The organism is Paraburkholderia sp. MM5482-R2 (assembly GCF_050436125.1).
Classification (GTDB): Bacteria; Pseudomonadota; Gammaproteobacteria; order Burkholderiales; family Burkholderiaceae; genus Paraburkholderia; species Paraburkholderia tuberum.
This window is the reverse complement of record NZ_JBNDLP010000002.1, coordinates 768,171-787,603: the sequence shown is the minus strand read 5'-3', so window position 1 is coordinate 787,603 and position 19,433 is coordinate 768,171. Positions and strand designations below refer to the sequence as shown.

At 65.2% G+C, this 19,433-nt stretch carries 18 protein-coding genes; 12 read left to right on the top strand and 6 right to left on the bottom strand.

Translation table 11 applies throughout. The features are described from left to right. The first annotated feature begins 41 nt into the window (after nucleotides 1-41). From OKW37_RS06680 to OKW37_RS06665, 4 genes are all read left to right on the top strand, one after another. Nucleotides 42-2,216, top strand: a complete 2,175-nt coding sequence (locus OKW37_RS06680) for a site-specific recombinase (protein WP_429407412.1) — start codon at nucleotides 42-44, stop codon at nucleotides 2,214-2,216. A 97-nt stretch (nucleotides 2,217-2,313) separates the two neighbouring features. Then, a complete protein-coding gene (locus OKW37_RS06675) occupies nucleotides 2,314-3,600 on the top strand; it encodes a THUMP domain-containing class I SAM-dependent RNA methyltransferase (protein WP_429407414.1) in 1,287 nt (428 codons plus the stop codon). Nucleotides 3,601-3,828: 228 nt separating this feature from the next. Next, entirely contained in the window at nucleotides 3,829-4,212 is a 384-nt protein-coding gene (locus OKW37_RS06670; RefSeq protein ID WP_184062340.1) for a VOC family protein, read from the top strand. Between the two features lie 40 nt (nucleotides 4,213-4,252). Further along, nucleotides 4,253-4,996: a helix-turn-helix transcriptional regulator gene (locus OKW37_RS06665; RefSeq protein ID WP_187611139.1), complete on the top strand. Its 744-nt coding sequence runs from the start codon at nucleotides 4,253-4,255 to the stop codon at nucleotides 4,994-4,996. Between the two features lie 286 nt (nucleotides 4,997-5,282). Here the strand turns inward: OKW37_RS06665 and OKW37_RS06660 are convergent, their stop codons facing one another. The 5 genes from OKW37_RS06660 to OKW37_RS06640 form a co-directional block, all read right to left on the bottom strand. Next, the gene (locus tag OKW37_RS06660) at nucleotides 5,283-5,702 is read right to left on the bottom strand and encodes a type II toxin-antitoxin system VapC family toxin (protein WP_184062430.1); all 420 of its coding nucleotides are present in this window, start codon (nucleotides 5,700-5,702) and stop codon (nucleotides 5,283-5,285) included. Then, on the bottom strand, nucleotides 5,699-5,950 hold the full coding sequence (locus tag OKW37_RS06655; protein WP_184002374.1) for a type II toxin-antitoxin system prevent-host-death family antitoxin: 252 nt from the start codon (nucleotides 5,948-5,950) through the stop codon (nucleotides 5,699-5,701). The genes OKW37_RS06660 and OKW37_RS06655 overlap by 4 nt, the downstream gene beginning before the upstream one ends. Nucleotides 5,951-6,207: 257 nt before the next feature. Then, nucleotides 6,208-7,662 (bottom strand): NAD(P)(+) transhydrogenase (Re/Si-specific) subunit beta, encoded by a 1,455-nt coding sequence (locus OKW37_RS06650; RefSeq protein ID WP_429407417.1) that lies wholly within the window; start codon nucleotides 7,660-7,662, stop codon nucleotides 6,208-6,210. Continuing rightward, entirely contained in the window at nucleotides 7,663-7,989 is a 327-nt protein-coding gene (locus OKW37_RS06645; protein WP_018419437.1) for an NAD(P) transhydrogenase subunit alpha, read from the bottom strand. A 13-nt stretch (nucleotides 7,990-8,002) separates the two neighbouring features. Further along, the gene (locus tag OKW37_RS06640) at nucleotides 8,003-9,145 is read right to left on the bottom strand and encodes a Re/Si-specific NAD(P)(+) transhydrogenase subunit alpha (protein WP_429407419.1); all 1,143 of its coding nucleotides are present in this window, start codon (nucleotides 9,143-9,145) and stop codon (nucleotides 8,003-8,005) included. 251 nt (nucleotides 9,146-9,396) lie between these two features. Between OKW37_RS06640 and OKW37_RS06635 the strand changes: the two genes are divergently transcribed. The 8 genes from OKW37_RS06635 (at nucleotide 9,397) to OKW37_RS06600 (ending at nucleotide 18,670) form a co-directional block, all read left to right on the top strand. Beyond that, a complete protein-coding gene (locus OKW37_RS06635) occupies nucleotides 9,397-9,876 on the top strand; it encodes an NUDIX hydrolase (RefSeq protein WP_429407421.1) in 480 nt (159 codons plus the stop codon). A gap of 58 nt (nucleotides 9,877-9,934) precedes the next feature. Then, the gene (gene mnmA / locus OKW37_RS06630) at nucleotides 9,935-11,188 is read left to right on the top strand and encodes a tRNA 2-thiouridine(34) synthase MnmA (RefSeq protein WP_429407423.1); all 1,254 of its coding nucleotides are present in this window, start codon (nucleotides 9,935-9,937) and stop codon (nucleotides 11,186-11,188) included. Between the two features lie 262 nt (nucleotides 11,189-11,450). Further along, nucleotides 11,451-13,061 carry an FMN-binding glutamate synthase family protein gene (locus OKW37_RS06625; RefSeq protein WP_429407425.1) on the top strand — a complete coding sequence of 537 codons (1,611 nt, stop codon included), beginning with the start codon at nucleotides 11,451-11,453 and terminating at the stop codon, nucleotides 13,059-13,061. A gap of 181 nt (nucleotides 13,062-13,242) precedes the next feature. Then, a complete protein-coding gene (gene glyQ / locus OKW37_RS06620; protein WP_008921090.1) occupies nucleotides 13,243-14,250 on the top strand; it encodes a glycine--tRNA ligase subunit alpha in 1,008 nt (335 codons plus the stop codon). A gap of 15 nt (nucleotides 14,251-14,265) precedes the next feature. Beyond that, on the top strand, nucleotides 14,266-16,365 hold the full coding sequence (gene glyS, locus OKW37_RS06615) for a glycine--tRNA ligase subunit beta (RefSeq protein WP_429407427.1): 2,100 nt from the start codon (nucleotides 14,266-14,268) through the stop codon (nucleotides 16,363-16,365). Nucleotides 16,366-16,375: 10 nt separating this feature from the next. Then, nucleotides 16,376-16,930: a D-glycero-beta-D-manno-heptose 1,7-bisphosphate 7-phosphatase gene (gene gmhB, locus OKW37_RS06610; RefSeq protein WP_090803046.1), complete on the top strand. Its 555-nt coding sequence runs from the start codon at nucleotides 16,376-16,378 to the stop codon at nucleotides 16,928-16,930. 39 nt (nucleotides 16,931-16,969) lie between these two features. Next, nucleotides 16,970-17,728, top strand: coding sequence for a lysophospholipid acyltransferase family protein (locus OKW37_RS06605; RefSeq protein ID WP_090803045.1), 759 nt, complete (start codon nucleotides 16,970-16,972; stop codon nucleotides 17,726-17,728). A 48-nt stretch (nucleotides 17,729-17,776) separates the two neighbouring features. Beyond that, nucleotides 17,777-18,670, top strand: coding sequence for a M48 family metallopeptidase (locus tag OKW37_RS06600; protein ID WP_090805591.1), 894 nt, complete (start codon nucleotides 17,777-17,779; stop codon nucleotides 18,668-18,670). A gap of 9 nt (nucleotides 18,671-18,679) precedes the next feature. Here the strand turns inward: OKW37_RS06600 and OKW37_RS06595 are convergent, their stop codons facing one another. Next, nucleotides 18,680-19,429 carry an IclR family transcriptional regulator gene (locus OKW37_RS06595; RefSeq protein ID WP_184067183.1) on the bottom strand — a complete coding sequence of 250 codons (750 nt, stop codon included), beginning with the start codon at nucleotides 19,427-19,429 and terminating at the stop codon, nucleotides 18,680-18,682. Nucleotides 19,430-19,433: the final 4 nt, after the last annotated feature.

Below are 19,433 nucleotides of genomic sequence, written 5' to 3'. Positions count from 1 at the left end.
AGCAGTCCATTCGACGCCACGCGCCTCTGCAGGACAAACCCATGTTCGACTCCATCAGACGGTTGATAAAAAAATGGCGCGCGTCGCGCGACGGCGGCCATCAACTCGATGCGCTGCTCGCGATCGCGGATAAGACCGCGCCTTATGCGGAGCGCAGCGAGTGGCTGATCGAAGTCGCGCACTGGATTCGCCGCGGCCGCATCGTGCGACCCGGTGCAACTGACGCCGACGACACCGTCGCCCGCCAGTCCAACCCCGCCCACACGCGCATCCGCTACCTGCTGCACGTGCTCGATCGCAACCCCGCGTGGAAGGCGAACGTCGCCGGCATCCTGCGCGCGCTGCTGCGCGAAAGCGATGGCCTCTCGCTGCTGTGCGACGCCGGCATGCCGGTGCATTCGGGCTTCTTCGGCGCGGTGTTCGAACGCCTCGAGGCGTCGCTGATTCCGCCCGCGCCGAACCGCCGCGACCTCACCGCGATCGTCACGCTGATGTTCGGCTCCGAGCGCGACGCCGAATGGATCGACACGCTGCCCACCGATCTGCTGGTGCGTATCCACGCGCTATTCGACTACGCGCCCGACGACGAAGAAGACGGACGCGACAGCACGCCCTTCTCGCTCGACCTGCTGGCCGCGCTGCACAACCTGACCTGCCAGATCAGCTCGACCGGACTGTCGCAAACGGTGCGCAGCCGGCTGGGCGGTGTGGCGCCACCTGGCGATCGCATCGACGACCGCGTCGACCGCGTAATCGACGCACGAACCACCGACGTCAACGGCGTGCGCGTCGCAATGGAAAGCCAACCGTTCTACCGCCTCACCCGCGCGATGCTCGCGGTCGAAGCCGCTCACGACGCGTACGCGGCGGGCGGCCCGCAGGAGCCGCTGCTACGCGAGGTCAACTATCTGCGGCTGCTGCTCGACGAATGCCGCGGCGCAACCGACAACGTGTTCGCGCATCTGTACCGCAACGGCGTGAGTGTCGACATCGTGTTCCAGGTCGAGCGGATGCGCATGCGCATCGAGCGCGCCGAGCATCTGCTCGATGCCTGGATGGCGCAGGACGATCTGCACGCGGCCGCGCGCCTGACCGCCGAACTCGTGCGCGCCAATCACGCGAGCCAGAGCGTCGCGCATCTCGCGCGCAGCAATTCATCGCTGCTCGCGCGCAAGATCGTCGAGTACAGCGCGGATACCGGCGAACACTACATCGCGCGCGATCGCGCCGAGTATCTGAAGATGATGCGCATGGCGGCCGGCGGCGGACTCGTGACCGTCGTCACCGTGTGCGTGAAGTTCGCGATCACCGGCGCGCATCTGCACGCGATGCTCGAAGGCGTGCTCGCCGGCATCAACTACGCGGCGAGCTTTCTGCTGATGCACTTCCTGCACTTCTCGCTCGCGACCAAACAGCCCGCGATGACCGCGCCGACGCTCGCGCGCGAACTCGACGGCGTCGGCACGCCGGCCGGCGTCGACAGTTTCGTGAGTTCGGTGACCGCGCTGATGCGCACGCAGGCCGCGGCGGTGCTCGGCAACGTGCTGCTGGTGTTTCCCGTCAGTCTGTGCGTGGATCTGCTGTACCACGCGCTGTTCAACACCGACCTCATTTCGGCCGACAAGGCGATCGCGACGCTGCAGTCGTTCTCGCTGATCGGGCCGACGCCGTTCTATGCGGCGTTGACGGGCGTGCTGCTGTGGTCGTCCAGCCTGCTCGCGGGCTGGGCGGACAACTGGTTCATCCTGCATCGCGTCGCCGACGCGCTCGCCTACAACCGGCGCCTGCGCATGACGCTCGGCGTGGCCGGCGCCGACCGTCTCGCGCGCTTGTGCCGCGCGAACGTCGCGGGCGTGGTCGGCAATATCACGCTCGGCCTGATGCTCGGGCTCGTGCCGGCGATCCTCACCGCCTTCGCGTTCAAGTTCGACGTGCGTCACGTGACGCTGTCTGCCGGCTCGATCGGCGTGGCGCTCGGCGCGCTCGGCGAAAGCGCGCTGAAGCTGCCGGCTCTGTGGTGGGCGGTGGCGGGCGTCGGCAGCATGGCGATTCTCAATGTCGCGGTGAGTTTTGCGCTGGCGTTCTACATGGCGGTGAAATCGCGCGATTTGCGGCGCAATGCGGTGCGCTCGCTGCGCGGGGCGATCTGGCAGCGGGTCAGGCGGCATCCGCTGGAACTCGTGTGGCCGGCCCAAGCGGGACGCGAGGCGAGATGACGCAACGACAGACGGCGGGCCGGCGCGCCGATCGCGCCGGCCCGCCGATCTCGACCGCGTACAATAGCGCCTTATCCAACGCCTTGCGGCAACCTCAATGTCCTTCGATTTCTTCCTTCCTTGCCCGCGCGGGCTCGAAGCTCCGCTCGCGGCCGAACTCGCCGAAATTGCCGCCAAACATCTGAACGGCACCGCCTTCACGGCCGGCGCCCAGGTACCGGGCGGCGTGCATTTTCGCGGCGGCTGGGCCGCCGGCATGGCCGCCAATCTGCACTCGCGTCTCGCGAGCCGCGTGCTGCTGAAAATCGCGGAGCGGCCCTACCGCGGCGAGCAGGACATCTACGCGCTCGCGCTCGAGCAGCGCTGGGAGCAGTGGTTCTCCGCGCACGAGACGCTGCGCGTCGACGTCACCGCGATCAAGTCGCCGCTGCGCAGTCTCGAGTTCACGACGCTGCGCGTGAAGGACGCGATCTGCGATCGTCTGCGCGAAAAAAGCGGCGCGCGGCCGAGCGTCGACACCGCGATGCCCGACGTGCGCGTGTTCGCGTTCCTGAGCGCGACCGACTGCACGCTGTACCTCGACACTTCCGGCGATCCGCTATTCAAGCGCGGCTGGCGTCTCGACAAGGGCGCGGCGCCGCTGCGCGAAAACCTCGCGGCTGGCATTTTGCGTCTGACTGGCTGGCAGGCCGGCACGCCGCTCTACGATCCGATGTGTGGCAGCGGCACGTTCCTCGCGGAAGCGGCGCAGGTCGCGTTGAACATCGCGCCGGGCGTCGAGCGGCGCTTCGGCTTCGAGAAGCTCAAACAGTTCGACGCGCGGAGCTGGCAAGCGCTGAAGGGCGCCGCGCTCGAGGCGAAAAATGCGGCGCGCTGCTCGCGCGGCGCGGATCTGGAGATTTTCGGCAGCGACATCTCCGGCGACATGCTCGAAAAAGCGCGCGCGAACTTCGAGCGCGCCGGCTTGCCGCCCATTTCGCTCAAGCAGCTCGATGCGCGCGACATGACGCCGCCTGGCTCGGCGCCGGGCATCCTCGTCGCGAATCCGCCGTATGGCGAGCGGATCGAAGTGCGCGGCCGCAATGCGCGCGGCGAGCTTCGCGAAGGCCGCGGCAATCGCGACGACGACGGCTTCCGCCGCATTCAGGAAGAAGCGCCGGACAGCGAGTTTTTCCAGTTGCTCGGCAATGCGTTGAAGCAGCGCTTTGCCGGATGGCATGCGTTCATCCTGACGTCGGATCGCAAGCTTCCGGGGCAACTGCGGCTGCGCGAATCGACGAAGACGCCGCTGTTCAACGGTGCGCTCGAATGCCGGCTGTTCCGCTTCGATCTGATCGCGGGCAGCGTGCGGCAGCGTCCGCAGGGCGATCCGCCGGCGGCTTGAGGCTGTTTCTAGCGGGGCGGCGCGCTGTCGTCGCCCTGTCGTCATCGCATCGCTCGAAAAGCAGGCCGCGCGCATGAGCGATGTGGTCGGCGTGTTTCAGTTGCTGGTGGGGTGAAGCGGTCGCGTCTTCGCACCCTACTGCCACCACGCTGTCAGCAGCACCCCCGCACACTCCTTCTCACGCCATCCGGCGCTTGAACGGCCTACTGCCAACCGAAGGAGAGTGTCATGTCCGCATTGCCCAAACTCGTTGCCTGGTTCGAAATCCCGTCGGTCGATTTCGATCGCGCGGTGCGCTTTTACGAAGCCGCGCTCGACGCCCCGTTGAATCGACAGGAGATCGGCGGCCAGCCGATCGCCGTGTTCAGCTACGAGGAGCCCGCGACTGGCGGCGCGATCGTCCACAATCCGTCGATGACACCCGGCGTCGACGGCATCACCGTCTACCTGAACGCGCTGCCCACCGTCGACGCGGCGCTTGCGCGCATCGAACGGGCGGGCGGCAAGACCGACGGCCCGGTGATCAAGCTGCCGCAGGACATCGGCTATATCGCGTTCTTCACCGATACCGAAGGCAACCGCCTCGGCCTGCATTCGCGCACCAACGGCTAAGCGCGCACCGGAAGCCGCCGCGCCCCGACCGAAGGCCGCCATGCGGCGCTATCATCGCGGGACCGTCCCCTTCCTCCTCTACCCGACGCCCACGATGACGCGCCGCGCCGACCGCCTGTTCCAGATCGCCGAGCTGCTGCGCGGCCGGCGCCTGACCACCGCGCAGCAACTAGCCGACTGGCTGAACATCTCGCCGCGCACGGTCTATCGCGACGTGCGCGATCTGCAATTGTCAGGGGTGCCGATCGAAGGCGAAGCGGGCATCGGTTATCGGCTGTCGCGCTCGGCAAGTCTGCCGCCGCTGACCTTCACCGCCGACGAACTCGCCGCGCTCGCCGCCGGCGCGCGCATGCTCGAATCATGGGGTGGCGCGGGCTTCGCGAGCGGCGCGCGGGGCGCGCTGGCCAAAATCGCATCGGCGATGCCCGCCGACAAGCGCGCGACGCTCGAACGGCTCGCGATCTTCGCGCCGTCGTTTCACATCAAGGGGGATTTTTCGACGCAGCTCGACTCGCTGCATCGCGCGATCGATGCGCGCCAGGTGGTGCGCTTCGCGTACACCGACGCCAACGGCGCGGACACCGAGCGCCGCGTCTGGCCGCTCGCGCTCGCGTACTGGGGCGCGCGCTGGACGCTCGGCGCATGGTGCGAGCTGCGTGCTGATTTCCGCAATTTCGGACTGGAGAAAATACGCGATCTCGAAGTGCTCGAGACGTATCCGGATCAGGAAGGCAGGCGGCTCGCGGATCTGCTGCGGCACGTAAACGCGAGGCCGAAAATATGAAAAGGATCGCGGCGCGACGCACCGCGATCTCAGGGTCTGTTTACCGCTAACGATCTAGTCGACCGCCTTCACCATATCCTCGATCACCTTCTTCGCGTCGCCGAACACCATCATCGTCTTGTCCATGTAGATGCGTTGATGGTCATTGGGTCAAGCTCCTTATGAAAGCATAAGGCTTACGGCCGGGGTGCCTGGCGATCCAGGCGGTTATCGCAGGTGAAACGCATGCCGGTAAGTCCAGTTACCGGCATTGACCCGACGCGAAATTTTTCGCGTCCGCGAAAAATCACGCGGCCTGCCAAGGGTTCACAAGGCAGACGCCCGTTGCTACGAAATCAGCGACATTTCGCGTCACCACGGTCATACCATGAACGATCGCCGTAGTGGCGATAAGCGCATCACGCTCCGAGCGCCGATCCGGTACATGCAAGCGCGCGCAGCGTAAGGCAACGCCCGTATCGACAGGCAGCACGCGATCCGCAAATTCAGTTAAGACGTGCTCCTCGAGCCATGCGCGCAGCAACGCGCCTTGGCTCGGGTCGCTGCGCTCCTTCAGCAAAACGCCCGTTGCCAGCTCCATGATCGTGATTGCAGAAACAAAGAGCGCCGAAGCATCGACGCTCTTTGCCCAGGCGACGAGGTTGGCATCCGCCCTGCGCCCCTTACGGAGTTCGGAAACGACATTCGTATCGATAACAAACATCAGAGTTCAGCCGGCCGGATAGATATATCCACGCGCGGCGGATCGAATTCAATGTCAGCAACCTCGGGCATGGCCAGGGCGTCCACGATGTTGCGACGCTGTCTGGCGAGAAGCCAGTATTCCTCGATGCTCAGCAAAACATGGGCGGGCCTGCCGCGATCGGTGATGAATACAGGGCCGTCCTTGGTCGCCTTTTTCGCCCGGGTCACGTCCTGATTGAGTTCCCTGCTGGATAAGGTCGTAATCGTCATATTCCCTCCCGCCACCTAATGTAGTAACGTTACTACATATCAGGAATGTCGGCAAGTCACTACGTTGTGAGTTCCGAAAGAGAAATTTTCGCATCCGCGAAAAATCCGCCGACGGGCGGCTCACTTATGCTCGCTCTCCTTATCGAGAGCGAGCAACGCAAGGTGGTCCTCCAGCTCGCGTCGCAAGAGCTGGAGCGTATCCAATTTCTTCACTTGCTCAGTGAAAAGCGTGTAAAGCGTCGTTCACCGCTAGCGATCTAGTCGACCGCCTTCACCATATCCTCGATCACCTTCTTCGCGTCGCCGAACACCATCATCGTCTTGTCCATGTAGAACAGGTCGTTGTCGAGCCCGGCGTAGCCCGCCGCCATCGAGCGCTTGTTGACGATCACGGTGCGCGCCTTGTACGCCTCGATGATCGGCATGCCCGCGATCGGCGACTTCGGATCGTTCTTCGCGGCCGGATTCACCACGTCGTTCGCGCCGAGCACGAGCACCACGTCGACCTGGCCGAACTCGCCGTTGATGTCCTCCATCTCGTACACCATGTCGTACGGCACTTCGGCCTCGGCGAGCAGCACGTTCATGTGACCCGGCATACGGCCGGCCACCGGGTGAATGGCGTACTTCACCTCGATGCCCTTCTCGACCAGCTTGTCGGTCAGCTCCTTCAACGCATGCTGCGCGCGCGCGACGGCCAGCCCGTAGCCCGGCACGATCACGACCGTTTCCGCGTTGCCCATCATGAACGACGCGTCATCGGCCGAACCCGATTTCACCGGACGCTGCTCCGCTGAGCCGCCCGCGGCCGCCGCGCCCGGCTCGTTGCCGAAACCGCCGAGGATCACGTTGAAGAACGAGCGGTTCATCGCGCGGCACATGATGTACGACAGGATCGCACCCGACGACCCCACCAGCGAGCCGGCGATGATCAGCATCGGATTGTTCAGCGAAAAGCCGATGCCCGCCGCCGCCCAGCCCGAGTACGAGTTCAGCATCGACACGACGACCGGCATGTCCGCGCCGCCGATCGGAATGATGATCAGCACGCCGAGCACGAACGCGATGATCGTCATGATGATGAACGGCAGCCACGACTGCGTGAGGAAGAAGAGGACGCCGAAGCCGAGCATCGCGAGCGCGAGCATCAGGTTGATCAGATGCTGGCCGCCGTAGACGACCGGCGCACCCTGAAACAAGCGGAACTTGTACTTGCCCGACAGCTTGCCGAACGCGATCACCGAGCCGCTAAAAGTAATCGCGCCGACGAACGTGCCGATGAACAGTTCGATGCGGTTGCCGTAAGGCAGGAAGCCCTCGATCGGCACGTCGGGATCGACGAGGCCGAACGCGGCCGGCTCCGACACCACCCCATACGCGATGCACACGGCCGCGAGACCGATCAGCGAGTGCATCGCCGCGACCAGTTCAGGCATCTTGGTCATTTCGACGCGCGCGGCGACGAACGCGCCGATCGCGCCGCCGATCACGAGCCCGAACAGCAGCAGGCCGAGACCGAGACCGAGATTGGAGCCAAGTACTTCGGCCTGCCGCGAGATCAGCGCGATGGTCGTCAGAATCGCGATCGCCATGCCGACCATGCCGAAGGTATTGCCGACGCGCGCGGTCTTCGGATTCGACAGCCCCTTGAGCGCCTGGATGAAGCAGACCGACGCGACCAGATACAGCAGCGTGACGACGTTCAGGCTCATTTACGTACCCTCCTTGCCGCCAGCCGGTAGTTTTCTGGGTTCTTTCTTCTTGAACATCTCGAGCATTCGCCGCGTGACGAGGAATCCGCCGAACACGTTGACGGCCGCGAGCGCCACCGCGATCGTGCCGAAGAACTTCCCGGCGCTGCCGACGGTGAGACCCGCCGCGAGCATCGCGCCGACGATCACGATCGCCGAGATCGCATTGGTCACCGCCATCAGCGGTGTATGCAGCGCGGGCGTGACGTTCCAGACCACGTGATAGCCGACGTAGATCGCCAGCACGAAGATGATCAGGTTGATCACCGTGTGATTGATGACTTCCATCTTCGGCTTCCCCCTATGCGTTGCGCGTGACCTGGCCGTCGCGAGCCAGCAGCGTGGCCGCGACGATGTCGTCCGCGAGATCGATGTTCAGCGTGCCTTCCTTGGCGATAATCAGCTTCAGGAAGTCGAGCACGTTGCGCGCGTACAGCGACGACGCGTCGGCGGGCACCATCGCGGCGAGATTCGTATAGCCGACGATCTGCACGCCATAGCGCACCACCACCTGGTCCGCCTCGGTCAGCGGACAATTGCCGCCGCGCCGGCCGTCGACTTCGGGGCCGCGGCCGGCCGCGAGGTCGACGAGCACGGAGCCTGGTTTCATCGCCTGCACAGTATCGACCGACAGCAGCGTCGGCGCCGGGCGGCCCGGAATCAGCGCGGTCGAGATGACGATGTCGGCCTGCTTTGCGCGCTCGTGCACGAGCGCCGACTGGCGCGCGAGCCACGACGGCGGCATCGGCCGTGCATAGCCGCCCACACCTTGCGCGGCCTCGCGCTCCTCGTCGGTCTCGTAGGGCACGTCGAGAAACTTCGCGCCGAGCGATTCGATCTGCTCCTTGACGGCCGGGCGCACGTCGGACGCCTCCAGCACGGCGCCGAGGCGCTTCGCGGTGGCGATCGCCTGCAGGCCAGCCACGCCCGCGCCGAGAATCAGCACGCGCGCGGCCTTCACGGTGCCGGCCGCGGTCATCAGCATCGGCATGAAGCGCGGATAGAGCGTCGCCGCGAGCAGCACCGCCTTGTAGCCGGCGATGTTCGCCTGCGACGACAGCACGTCGAGGCTTTGCGCGCGCGTGGTGCGAGGCGCGGCTTCGAGCGCGAACGCGGTGACGCCGGCCGCGGCGAGCTTGCCCGCGTTGTCGGCGTTGAACGGATCGAGCATGCCGACCAGCGTCGCGCCGCGCTTGAGCAGCGGCAGTTCGGAATCGGTGGGGGATTGGACTTTGAGGACGAGATCTGCGCCGAATGCAGTGGCGGCATCGACGATTTCCGCGCCCACGGCCGTATAGGCGTCATCGGGAAAGCTCGCGCCGGCGCCGGCGCCGCTCTGGAGCGTGACCCGGTGGCCTTGCGCCACGTACTTCTTGACCGTCTCGGGCGTCGCGGCAACGCGGGTTTCATGCGCGCGCGTCTCGGCTGGCACTCCGATGTGCATCGTTGTTCCTCCTCGACTTCCTGTTTGACGACAGACCTGCCGACGAGGCTCGCCGGCTTGCACATGCAACGGCTAACGCAGGCCCCACTTTAACCGGAAACCGCCACATCACAAATATCGGGGTCGATGCGAATGCGCGGCAGACCGCCAAACTGTTACGAATCGGTCGCGATCCCACCTCGAACACGCTGCGAACCGGCTGCCAGCGGTCACCAGGCAGCCGGCGCGCATAACCGGTAAAATGCGCACCCATGAAACCGGAAACCTGGCGGCCGCACGTGACCGTCGCGGCGATCGTCGAGCGTGACGGGCGCTTCCTGCTTGTCGAGGAACACACTGCCGCCGGCCTGCGCCTGAACCAGCCCGCCGGCCACCTCGAGGCGGGCGAAACGCTGCTGGAAGCGGTGATCCGCGAAACGTTCGAGGAAACCGCGCATCCGTTCGCGCCCGAGGCGCTCGTCGGCATGTACATGACCCACTTCGAGCGGCCGGACCGCGCGGGCACCACGTACCTGCGCTTCACCTATTGCGGCGCGGGCGGCGAACCGGACCCGGCGAGTTCGCTCGATCCCGACATCGTCCGCACGCTGTGGATGAGCGCCGATGAGTTGCGCGCGTGCCCCGAGCGGCATCGCACGCCGCTCGTGATGCAGTGCATCGACGATTACCTGGCCGGCCGGCGTTTCCCGCTCGACGTCGTCCATACGCATTCGGTTGCGCCGAAGCAATAGGGCCGTCACGAGCGGCCCCATAGATCCATGCAGTCATGCAGCACCCAGTGAGTACCTTATGAGCAAGCGCAAAGTCGTAGTGGGCATGTCGGGCGGCGTCGATTCGTCGGTCACCGCGTGGCTGCTAAAGGAACAGGGCTACGACGTGGTCGGCCTGTTCATGAAGAACTGGGAAGACGACGACGACAGCGAATACTGCTCGACGCGCCAGGACTGGATCGACGTGGTGTCGGTGGCGGACCTGATCGGCATCGACGTCGAGGCGGTCAACTTCGCGGCCGAGTACAAGGACCGCGTGTTCGCCGAATTCCTGCGCGAATATTCGGCCGGCCGCACGCCGAACCCGGACGTGCTGTGCAACGCCGAGATCAAGTTCAAGGCCTTCCTCGATCACGCGATGTCGCTCGGCGCGGAAACGATCGCGACCGGCCACTACGCGCGCGTGCGCGAGAACGATGGCCGCTTCGAGCTGCTGAAGGCGCTCGACCATACCAAGGACCAGTCGTACTTCCTGCATCGGCTGAACCAGGCGCAGCTGTCGAAAACACTGTTCCCGCTCGGCGAAATTCCCAAGACGAAGGTCCGCGAGATCGCCGCGCAGATCGGCCTGCCGAACGCGAAGAAGAAGGATTCGACCGGCATCTGCTTCATCGGCGAGCGGCCTTTCCGCGACTTCCTGAACCGCTATCTGCCGACCAGGCCGGGCCCGATGAAGACCACCGACGGCAAGATCGTCGGCGAGCACATCGGCCTCGCGTTCTACACGTTCGGCCAGCGCAAGGGCATCGGTCTCGGCGGCAGCAAGGACGGCAGCGGCGAGCCCTGGTTCGCCGCCGGCAAGGATATTCCGACGAATACGCTGTACGTCGCGCAGGGACACGACCATCCGTGGCTGCTGTGCCATACGCTGTCGGCGGGCAACACGAGCTGGGTCGCGGGCGAGCCGCCGACCGACGGCTTCGCGTGCGGCGCGAAGACGCGCTACCGGCAGGCCGACGCGGCGTGCACGTTCAACGCCCCGGCGGGAGGCGGTTCGGGCGAAGGCCTCTTCGAACTGACCTTCGACGCCGCGCAATGGGCCGTCACGCCGGGCCAATCGGCGGTGCTGTATGACGGCGACGTGTGCCTCGGCGGCGGCATCATCGAACGCGCGATGACCGGGCAACCGGCCGAGCTGCCGCAGGATCAGGCGCCGAAGCAAACCCGCGCGCAGCGTCGCAAGCAGGCGCACAAGCCAAAGCAGCCGCAAGGCCAGGCGCAGGACGAGCCGCAAACCCCGAGGCAAAAAGCGGCTCTGCTCGGCGCGCGTTGAGCGATGCATAACGGCGGGCGCGGCGGGTCGTACCATTCCGGCAGGTTCGCGCCGTTCACCATGTTTCGCCCGCCTGGCGCATTCACACACACTTCACCTTCGCGTGCGACGCTTGGCTTCCATTCGCAGGCCTTATCTTCGGACTTCGCCGGTCCGCGTCGCACCGTGACCCGCAACCGCCGGTTTTCCTTCGCGACCGATACCGCCCGCGCTCACGTGCGGACGATGCCGCCGCAATGATCTTCACTGCACTGGAGTCCCCATGTTTTCTCGACGCTATCTGGCCATGTGGTGCGCAATCGCCCTCACCGCGGTATGTGCCGCGCTCGCCGCGACGCATCACCTGTCATGGTTCTGGATCCTCGTGCCGGCCGCGCTCGTCGCGCTCGGCGTGTTCGACCTGAGCCAACAGCGCCATGCGATCCTGCGCAATTACCCGCTGTGGGGCCACCTGCGTTTCATTTTCGAATCCATCCGCCCGGAGATCCGTCAGTATTTCGTCGAAGACGATACCGACGAGAAGCCGTTCTCGCGCGCGCAACGCAGCATCGTCTATCAGCGCTCGAAGAACGATGTCGACAGCCGCCCATACGGCACGCGGATCGACGTGAAGGCGGTCGCGCACGAATGGATCAGCCACTCGCTCGCGCCGACCACGCTCGACGGTCACGACTTTCGCATCGTCGTCGGCCCCGATCGCGGGCAGCCGTATTCGATGTCGATCTTCAACGTGTCGGCGATGAGCTTCGGCTCGCTATCGGCCAATGCGATCATGGCGCTGAACCTCGGCGCGAAGAAAGGTAACTTCGCGCACGACACCGGCGAAGGTTCGATGTCGAAATATCATCGCGAACATGGCGGCGACATCATCTGGGAAATCGCGTCCGGCTATTTTGGATGCCGTAACGACGACGGCACCTTCAACGCCGGGAAGTTCGCGAAGCAGGCCGCCGAACCGCAGGTGAAGATGATCGAGGTGAAGCTGTCGCAAGGCGCGAAGCCCGGTCACGGCGGCGTGCTGCCGGGCGCGAAGATCACGCCCGAAATCGCCGAGACGCGCGGCGTGCCGATGGGCCGCGACTGCATCTCGCCGGCGACGCACTCCGAGTTCTCGACGCCGCGCGAGCTGCTCGAATTCGTCGAGCGGCTGCGCACGCTGTCGGGCGGCAAGCCGACCGGCTTCAAGCTGTGCATCGGGCATCCGTGGGAATTCTTCGGTATCGCGAAGGCGATGCTGGAAACGGGCATTCTGCCGGACTTCATCGTCGTGGACGGCGCGGAAGGCGGCACCGGCGCGGCACCGCTCGAATTCACCGATCACGTCGGCGTGCCGTTGCAGGAGGGGCTGCTGCTCGTGCACAACACGCTGGTCGGCATCGGTCTGCGGCAACGCATCCGCATCGGCGCGAGCGGCAAGATGATCACCGCGTTCGATATCGCGAAGACGCTCGCGATCGGCGCGGACTGGGTCAACGCGGCGCGCGGCTTCATGTTCGCGGTCGGCTGCATCCAGGCGCAGACCTGCCATACCGGCCGCTGCCCGACCGGCGTCGCGACCCAGGATCCGGTGCGCCAGCGCGCGCTGGTGGTGCCGGACAAGGCCGATCGCGTGTTCAACTTCCACCACAACACGCTGCACGCGTTGCAGGAAATCATCCAGGCCGCCGGGCTCCGGCATCCGGCTGAGTTGCGCGCGCATCACATCGTGCGGCGCGTGTCCTCGCATGAGGTGCGGCTGATGTCGGATCTGCTCAAATATCTCGAACCGAACGACCTGCTCAACGGCAACTATCGCTATACCCTGTTCGAGACGTACTGGCCGATCGCGCAAAGCGATTCGTTCTCGCCGAAGGCGGAGCTGGCGGCGAGCTGAACGTGCGCGCGGCCCTTGCCGCGTCGCCTGTCGCCCAAAAACCGCATCGCGGCCCGTCCGACCCCGCAAAACGGGCCGCCCCCCTTCCTTTCCGTTAAAATCTCGGGTTTAGCACTTCGCTCCACGACCCCCTCGCGCGCTTCGGCGCGCGCGGCATGGCCCCATGCCCGAAAGGCACTTCATGCTCACGTTTCAGCAAATCATCCTGACCTTGCAGTCCTACTGGGACAAGCAGGGCTGCGCGTTGCTCCAGCCGATCGACATGGAAGTCGGCGCGGGCACGTCCCACGTCCATACGTTCCTGCGCGCGATCGGCCCCGAGCCGTGGCGCGCCGCCTACGTGCAGCCGTCGCGCCGCCCGAAAGATGGCCGCTACGGCGAGAACCCGAACCGTCTGCAGCACTACTACCAGTATCAGGTGGTGCTCAAGCCCGCGCCGGAAAACATTCTCGACCTGTACCTCGGCTCGCTCGAAGCGCTCGGCTTCGACCTGAAGCAGAACGACGTGCGTTTCGTCGAGGACGACTGGGAAAACCCGACGCTCGGCGCATGGGGGCTGGGCTGGGAAGTGTGGCTGAACGGCATGGAAGTGACGCAGTTCACGTACTTCCAGCAGGTCGGCGGTCTCGACTGCAAGCCGGTGCTCGGCGAAATCACCTACGGACTCGAGCGCCTCGCGATGTATCTGCAGAAGGTCGAGAACGTCTACGACCTCGTCTGGACCGAGTGGGAAGAACAAGGCCCGAACGGCCCCGAACTGCGCCGCCTGACCTACGGCGACGTGTATCACCAGAACGAGGTCGAGCAGTCCACCTACAACTTCGAGCACGCGAACGTCGATCTGCTGTTCACTTTCTTCAACAGCTACGAAGCGGAAGCGAAGCGCATGATCGATGCACAGATCGCGCTGCCCGCCTATGAGCTCGTGCTGAAGGCCGGCCACACGTTCAACCTGCTCGACGCGCGCGGCGCAATTTCGGTCACGGAACGCGCGGCGTACATCGGCCGGATTCGCGCGCTGTCGCGTCTGGTCGCGCAGGCCTACTACGACTCGCGCGAAAAGCTCGGCTTCCCGATGCTCGGCAATCCGGTGCACGGCGTGCCCGGCCTCACCACCGACGAGCAGGAAGCCGCGATGCCCGCGTGGGCGCCGCCGCTGAAAGTCGAACGCAAGATCGACCAGGACTGACGAGAACTTCAACCAATGACTCAATCTCAACACGCTACCCTGCTCGTCGAGCTGCTGACCGAAGAACTGCCGCCGAAGGCGCTCGCCCGTCTCGGCGACGCCTTCGCCGAAGGCATTGCGCAGCGCCTCGCGGCGCGCGACCTGATCGAAGGCGAGCCGTCGTTCGAACGCTTTGCTACGCCGCGTCGTCTCGCGGTGACGATTCACAACGTGCGCGCGCTCGCGCCGGAAAAACACGTGCGCGAAAAAGTGCTGCCGGTTTCCGTCGCGCTCGATAAAGACGGCCAGCCCACCGCGCCGCTCGCGAAGAAACTCGCCGCGCTCGGCTTCCCCGACTTCACGGTGAACGACCTCGAACGCGCCCAGGACGGTAAAGCCGAAGCGTTCTTCCTGCGCTACGCGGCGCCGGGCGCGACGCTCGCCGACGGCCTGCAAGGCGCGCTCGACGAAACGCTCGCGAAGCTGCCGATTCCGAATCCGATGACGTATCAGCGCCCCGACGGTTCGAGCGTGAAGTTCGTGCGCCCCGTGCATCGTCTGACCGCGCTGCACGGCGAGGAAATCGTGCCGGTCAGCGTGCTCGGCATCGACGCCGACGACACCACGCTCGGCCACCGCTTCCTGTCCGAAGGCTTCGTGCAGATCCAGCATGCGCAGTCGTATGCCGAAACGCTCGAACACAGAGGCCGCGTGATCGCGAGCTTCGCGAAGCGCAAGGAAGCGATCCGCTCGCAACTGCTCGCGCAAGCCGGTGACGACAAGGTCGTGATGCCCGAAGCGCTGCTCGACGAAGTGACGTCGCTGGTCGAATGGCCGGTTGTCTATGAGTGCCGCTTCGAGGACGAATTCCTGCAAGTGCCGCAGGAATGCCTGATCCTGACGATGCAGACGAACCAGAAGTACTTCGCGCTGACCGATGCGAACGGCAAGCTGCGCTCGCGCTTCCTGATCGTGTCGAACATCGAGACGGCGACGCCGGTCGAGATCGTCGAAGGCAATGAGCGCGTGGTGCGTCCGCGTCTCGCCGATGCGAAGTTCTTCTTCACGCAAGACAAGAAGAAGCCGCTCGCGGATCGCGTGCCACTGCTCGCGAACGTCGTTTATCACAACAAGCTCGGCTCGGCGCTGCAACGCGTGGAGCGGCTCGAAGGGCTGGCCGGCGCGATCGCCGCACTGACCGGCGCCAACGTCGCGCTCGCGACGCGCGCCGCGCGCCTCGCGAAAGCCGACCTGATCACCGACATGGTCGGCGAATTCCCCGAGCTGCAAGGCACGATGGGCACGTACTACGCGCGCCACGACGGCGAGCCGGAAGAAGTCGCGCTCGCATGCTCGGAACACTACCAGCCGCGCTTCTCGGGCGACGCCTTGCCCACCACTGCGACCGGCACCGTCGTCGCGCTCGCCGACAAGCTCGAAACGCTGGTCGGCATCTGGGGCATCGGCCTGCAGCCCACCGGCGAGAAAGACCCGTTCGCGCTGCGCCGTCATGCGCTCGGCGTGTTGCGCATTCTGGTCGAGAAGCAGCTGAACGTCGACTTCGTCGAGCTGCTGCGCATCGCTTATGCGCAATTCGCCGGTGTGCCGAGCGTTGCCGATTCGACCGACGCGATCTACGAATTCAGCATGGACCGCCTGCGCGGCCTGCTGCGCGAACGCGGCTACGCGGCCAGCGAAATCGACGCGGTGCTCGCGCTGAACCCGACGCGGCTCGACGACCTCGTCGCGCGCCTCGACGCGGTGCGCGAGTTCGCGTCGCTCGCCGAAGCGGCGTCGCTCGCGGCGGCCAACAAGCGTATCTCGAACATCCTGAAGAAGTCGGAAGGCGTGACGAACGGCAGCGTGCAGCCCGGCTTGCTCACCGAGGCAGCGGAGAAGGCGCTCAACGCGCAGCTCGAACAGGTCACGCCGCGCGTGCAATCGCAACTGGCCGTGCGCGACTACACCGGCGCGCTGACGGCGCTGGCCGCGCTGCGCGAACCGGTGGACACGTTCTTCAACGACGTGATGGTCAACGCCGAAGACCCCGCGTTGCGCGCGAACCGTCTGGCTCTGCTCGGCGCGCTGCATCAGCAGATGAACTGCGTCGCCGATATTTCCCGACTCGCCGCCTGAGCACCGCGCCATGCCGATCAAGAAAGTGGTGATCCTCGACCGCGACGGTGTGATCAACGTCGACTCCGACGCATTCATCAAGTCGCCGGACGAATGGGTCGCGCTGCCCGGCTCGCTGGAAGCGATCGCACGCCTGAACCACGCCGGCTATCGCGTCGCAGTCGCGACGAACCAGTCGGGCATCGGCCGCGGTCTGTTCGACATGGATGCGTTGAACGCGATGCATCTGAAGATGCACCGGATGGCGGCAGCGGTCGGCGCGCGCATCGAAGCGGTGTTCTTCTGCCCACACACGGCGGAAGATCACTGCGAATGCCGCAAGCCGAAGCCCGGCATGCTGAAGATGATCACCGAGCGATTCGAGGTCGATCCGGCGCATACGCCGACGGTCGGCGATTCTCTGCGCGATCTGCAGGCGGGCGCTGCGCTCGGTCACCCGGTGCATCTGGTGCTGACCGGCAAGGGCCGCAAGACCCTCGCCGCCGGCGGCTTGCCCGAAGGCACGATCGTGCACGACGACCTGCGCGCGTTCGCGCTCGACTTTCTCGCCGACGCTCAGGAATAAACGCGCGCACCGCGCTCCCACCCCCCACCGACCACGCCGATGCGCTTTATCCGTTCCCTGCTGCTGCTGATTTATTTCGTTGTGTTCACGGTGCCGTACGCGACCGCGTGCTTCATCGCGTTTCCGTTCCTGCGCGCGGAAAACCGCTACTGGATGGCGGCCGGCTGGTGTCGTCTGACGCTGTGGACGGTGCGCTACCTGAACGGCATCCGCTACCGCATCGAAGGTTTCGAGAATCTGCCCAACGGCCCGGCCGTGCTGCTGTCGAAGCATCAGTCGGCGTGGGAAACGCTCGCGTTTCCGGCGATCATGCCGCGCCCGCTGTGCTACGTGTTCAAGCGCGAGCTCTTGTATGTGCCGTTCTTCGGCTGGGCGCTCGGCATGCTGAAGATGGTTCACATCAACCGCAAGGAAGGCAAATACGCGTTCGTATCGGTCACGAACCAGGGCAAGGCCCGCATGGCCGAAGGCGCATGGGTCATCATGTTTCCGGAAGGCACGCGCACGCCGACCGGCAAGCAGGGCAAGTACAAGACCGGCGGCGCGCGCTTCGCGATCGCGAGCGGTGCCCCCGTCGTGCCGATCGCGCACAACGCGGGCCGCGTGTGGCCGCGCAACTCGTTTCTTAAATATCCGGGTATAGTCACGGTGTCGATTGGCAAGCCGATCGACACGACGGGGCTCACGCCCGACGAAGTGAACACGCGCGTCGAGCAGTGGATCGAAGCAGAGATGCGCCGCATCGATCCGACTGCCTACAGCGCGGCGGCTAACGATTCCGCCGCCGCGCCCATCTGACGCGCCACGCCCTCGAACTCCGAAGGCGTATTGCGCGAAGCGAAGCCGATGCAGAAGTCTCCTACGCCGCAGCCCGCCGCGGCGCTCGAAAACCGGCAGCTCGATCTCCCGCTCTTCGCCGAGCCGGGGTCGACGTCGTCGTCTCCCTCACCTTCCGCGCCGGGTTCATTGGGCTCAGCACCGGCCCGGCCGCCCGTCGCGCCGCTCGCGCCGGACGGCAGCAAGCTGCGCAGTCTCGCCATCGGTTCACGCACGCTGCATTACGCGCTCAAGCGTTCGGCGCGCCGCTCGATCGGCTTTGCGATCGACAGCACCGGCCTCACGATCACCGCGCCGCGCTGGGTCACGCTCGCCGATATCGAAACCGCGATCACCGAAAAACAGCGTTGGATTTTTACGAAGCTGATCGAATGGCAAACGCGCGTCGAGCAGCGTGCATTGCCGAAGATCGACTGGCAAGACGGCGCCGAAGTGCCCTACCTCGGTCAGCCGGTGCGCGTGACGCTCGGCGCGCCGCAAGGCATGCTCGCGTTCAGCGCCGAGCACGGCGCGCTGCAATTGCCGCTGCCGTTGCAAGCCGACCCGCAGCAGATCAAGGATCGCGTGCAGGGCTGGCTGCAAGGAGAAGCGAAGCGGCTGTTCGGCGAGCGTCTGGCGATCTACGCGCAGAAGCTGGGCGTCAACTATCGCGCGTATGCCTTGTCTTCGGCGGCGACGCGCTGGGGCAGTTGTTCGAGCGACGGCAAAATCCGCCTGAACTGGCGGCTCATCCACTTTCCGCTGTCGATCATCGACTACGTCGTCGCGCACGAGCTGTCGCATCTGCGCGAGATGAATCACAGTCCGCGCTTCTGGCAGACGGTCGAATCGATTTTTCCGGAGTTCCGCGAGGCGCGGCAGACACTGAAGTCGCATCCGCCGGAGCTGTTGCCGACGCTTTGAGGCCGGGCGCTATCTATGCGAGAGCGCTTTCGCGGACTGCAACAGATCGTCGAGCATCACGCCGCGCCTGTCCGGGCTCGTGTCGCGGCCGGTCATGAAACACAGCGCCGCAATCGGCAGTCCCGCACGGTCGCGAATCGGCGCTGCCATACAAAGCCTGAACGCATTCGAGAGTCCTTCGGTGCAGCAGTAGCCTCGTTCTTTTGCGGCCTGCACGTCGTTCAGGAATTCGTCGAATTCGATATTCACCCCGTTGTCGAGGATGAAATCTTCGGCCGGAATGAGCGCGCGAATCTCGTCGGCATTCAGGTGACCTAGCAGCAGACGTCCCGTGGCGGTCCACGGAATCGGCACTCTCACGCCGATGTCCGAACTGATGTTGAATGGCCGGGCACTGTTCTCGGATAACACGACCGTGTACTTGTTGCCTTCCAGCATGCACAGCTGCGTGGTCTCGTCGTACTTCCGTACCAATGCCAGAATGGATTGATGCGCGCGGCTAATCAGATCGTTGTGCGTTGCATAGTCGGACCCGTAGTAGTGCATCTCGCGCCCGAAGAACACGCTCCCATCCGCGGCCGTCTCGAGCCAGCCCACTTCCGCGAGAATCGCGACCAGCTCGTAAATGCTCGAACGCGGCGCGCCGGTCGCCTCGATTAATTCGCGCATGGTCAGCGGGCGTTGGGCGACGTGCAATTGCCGGAACATCGCGATGACGCGATCCACGCCTCTCGCCCGAGACGATTCGGTTACAGCCATGCGT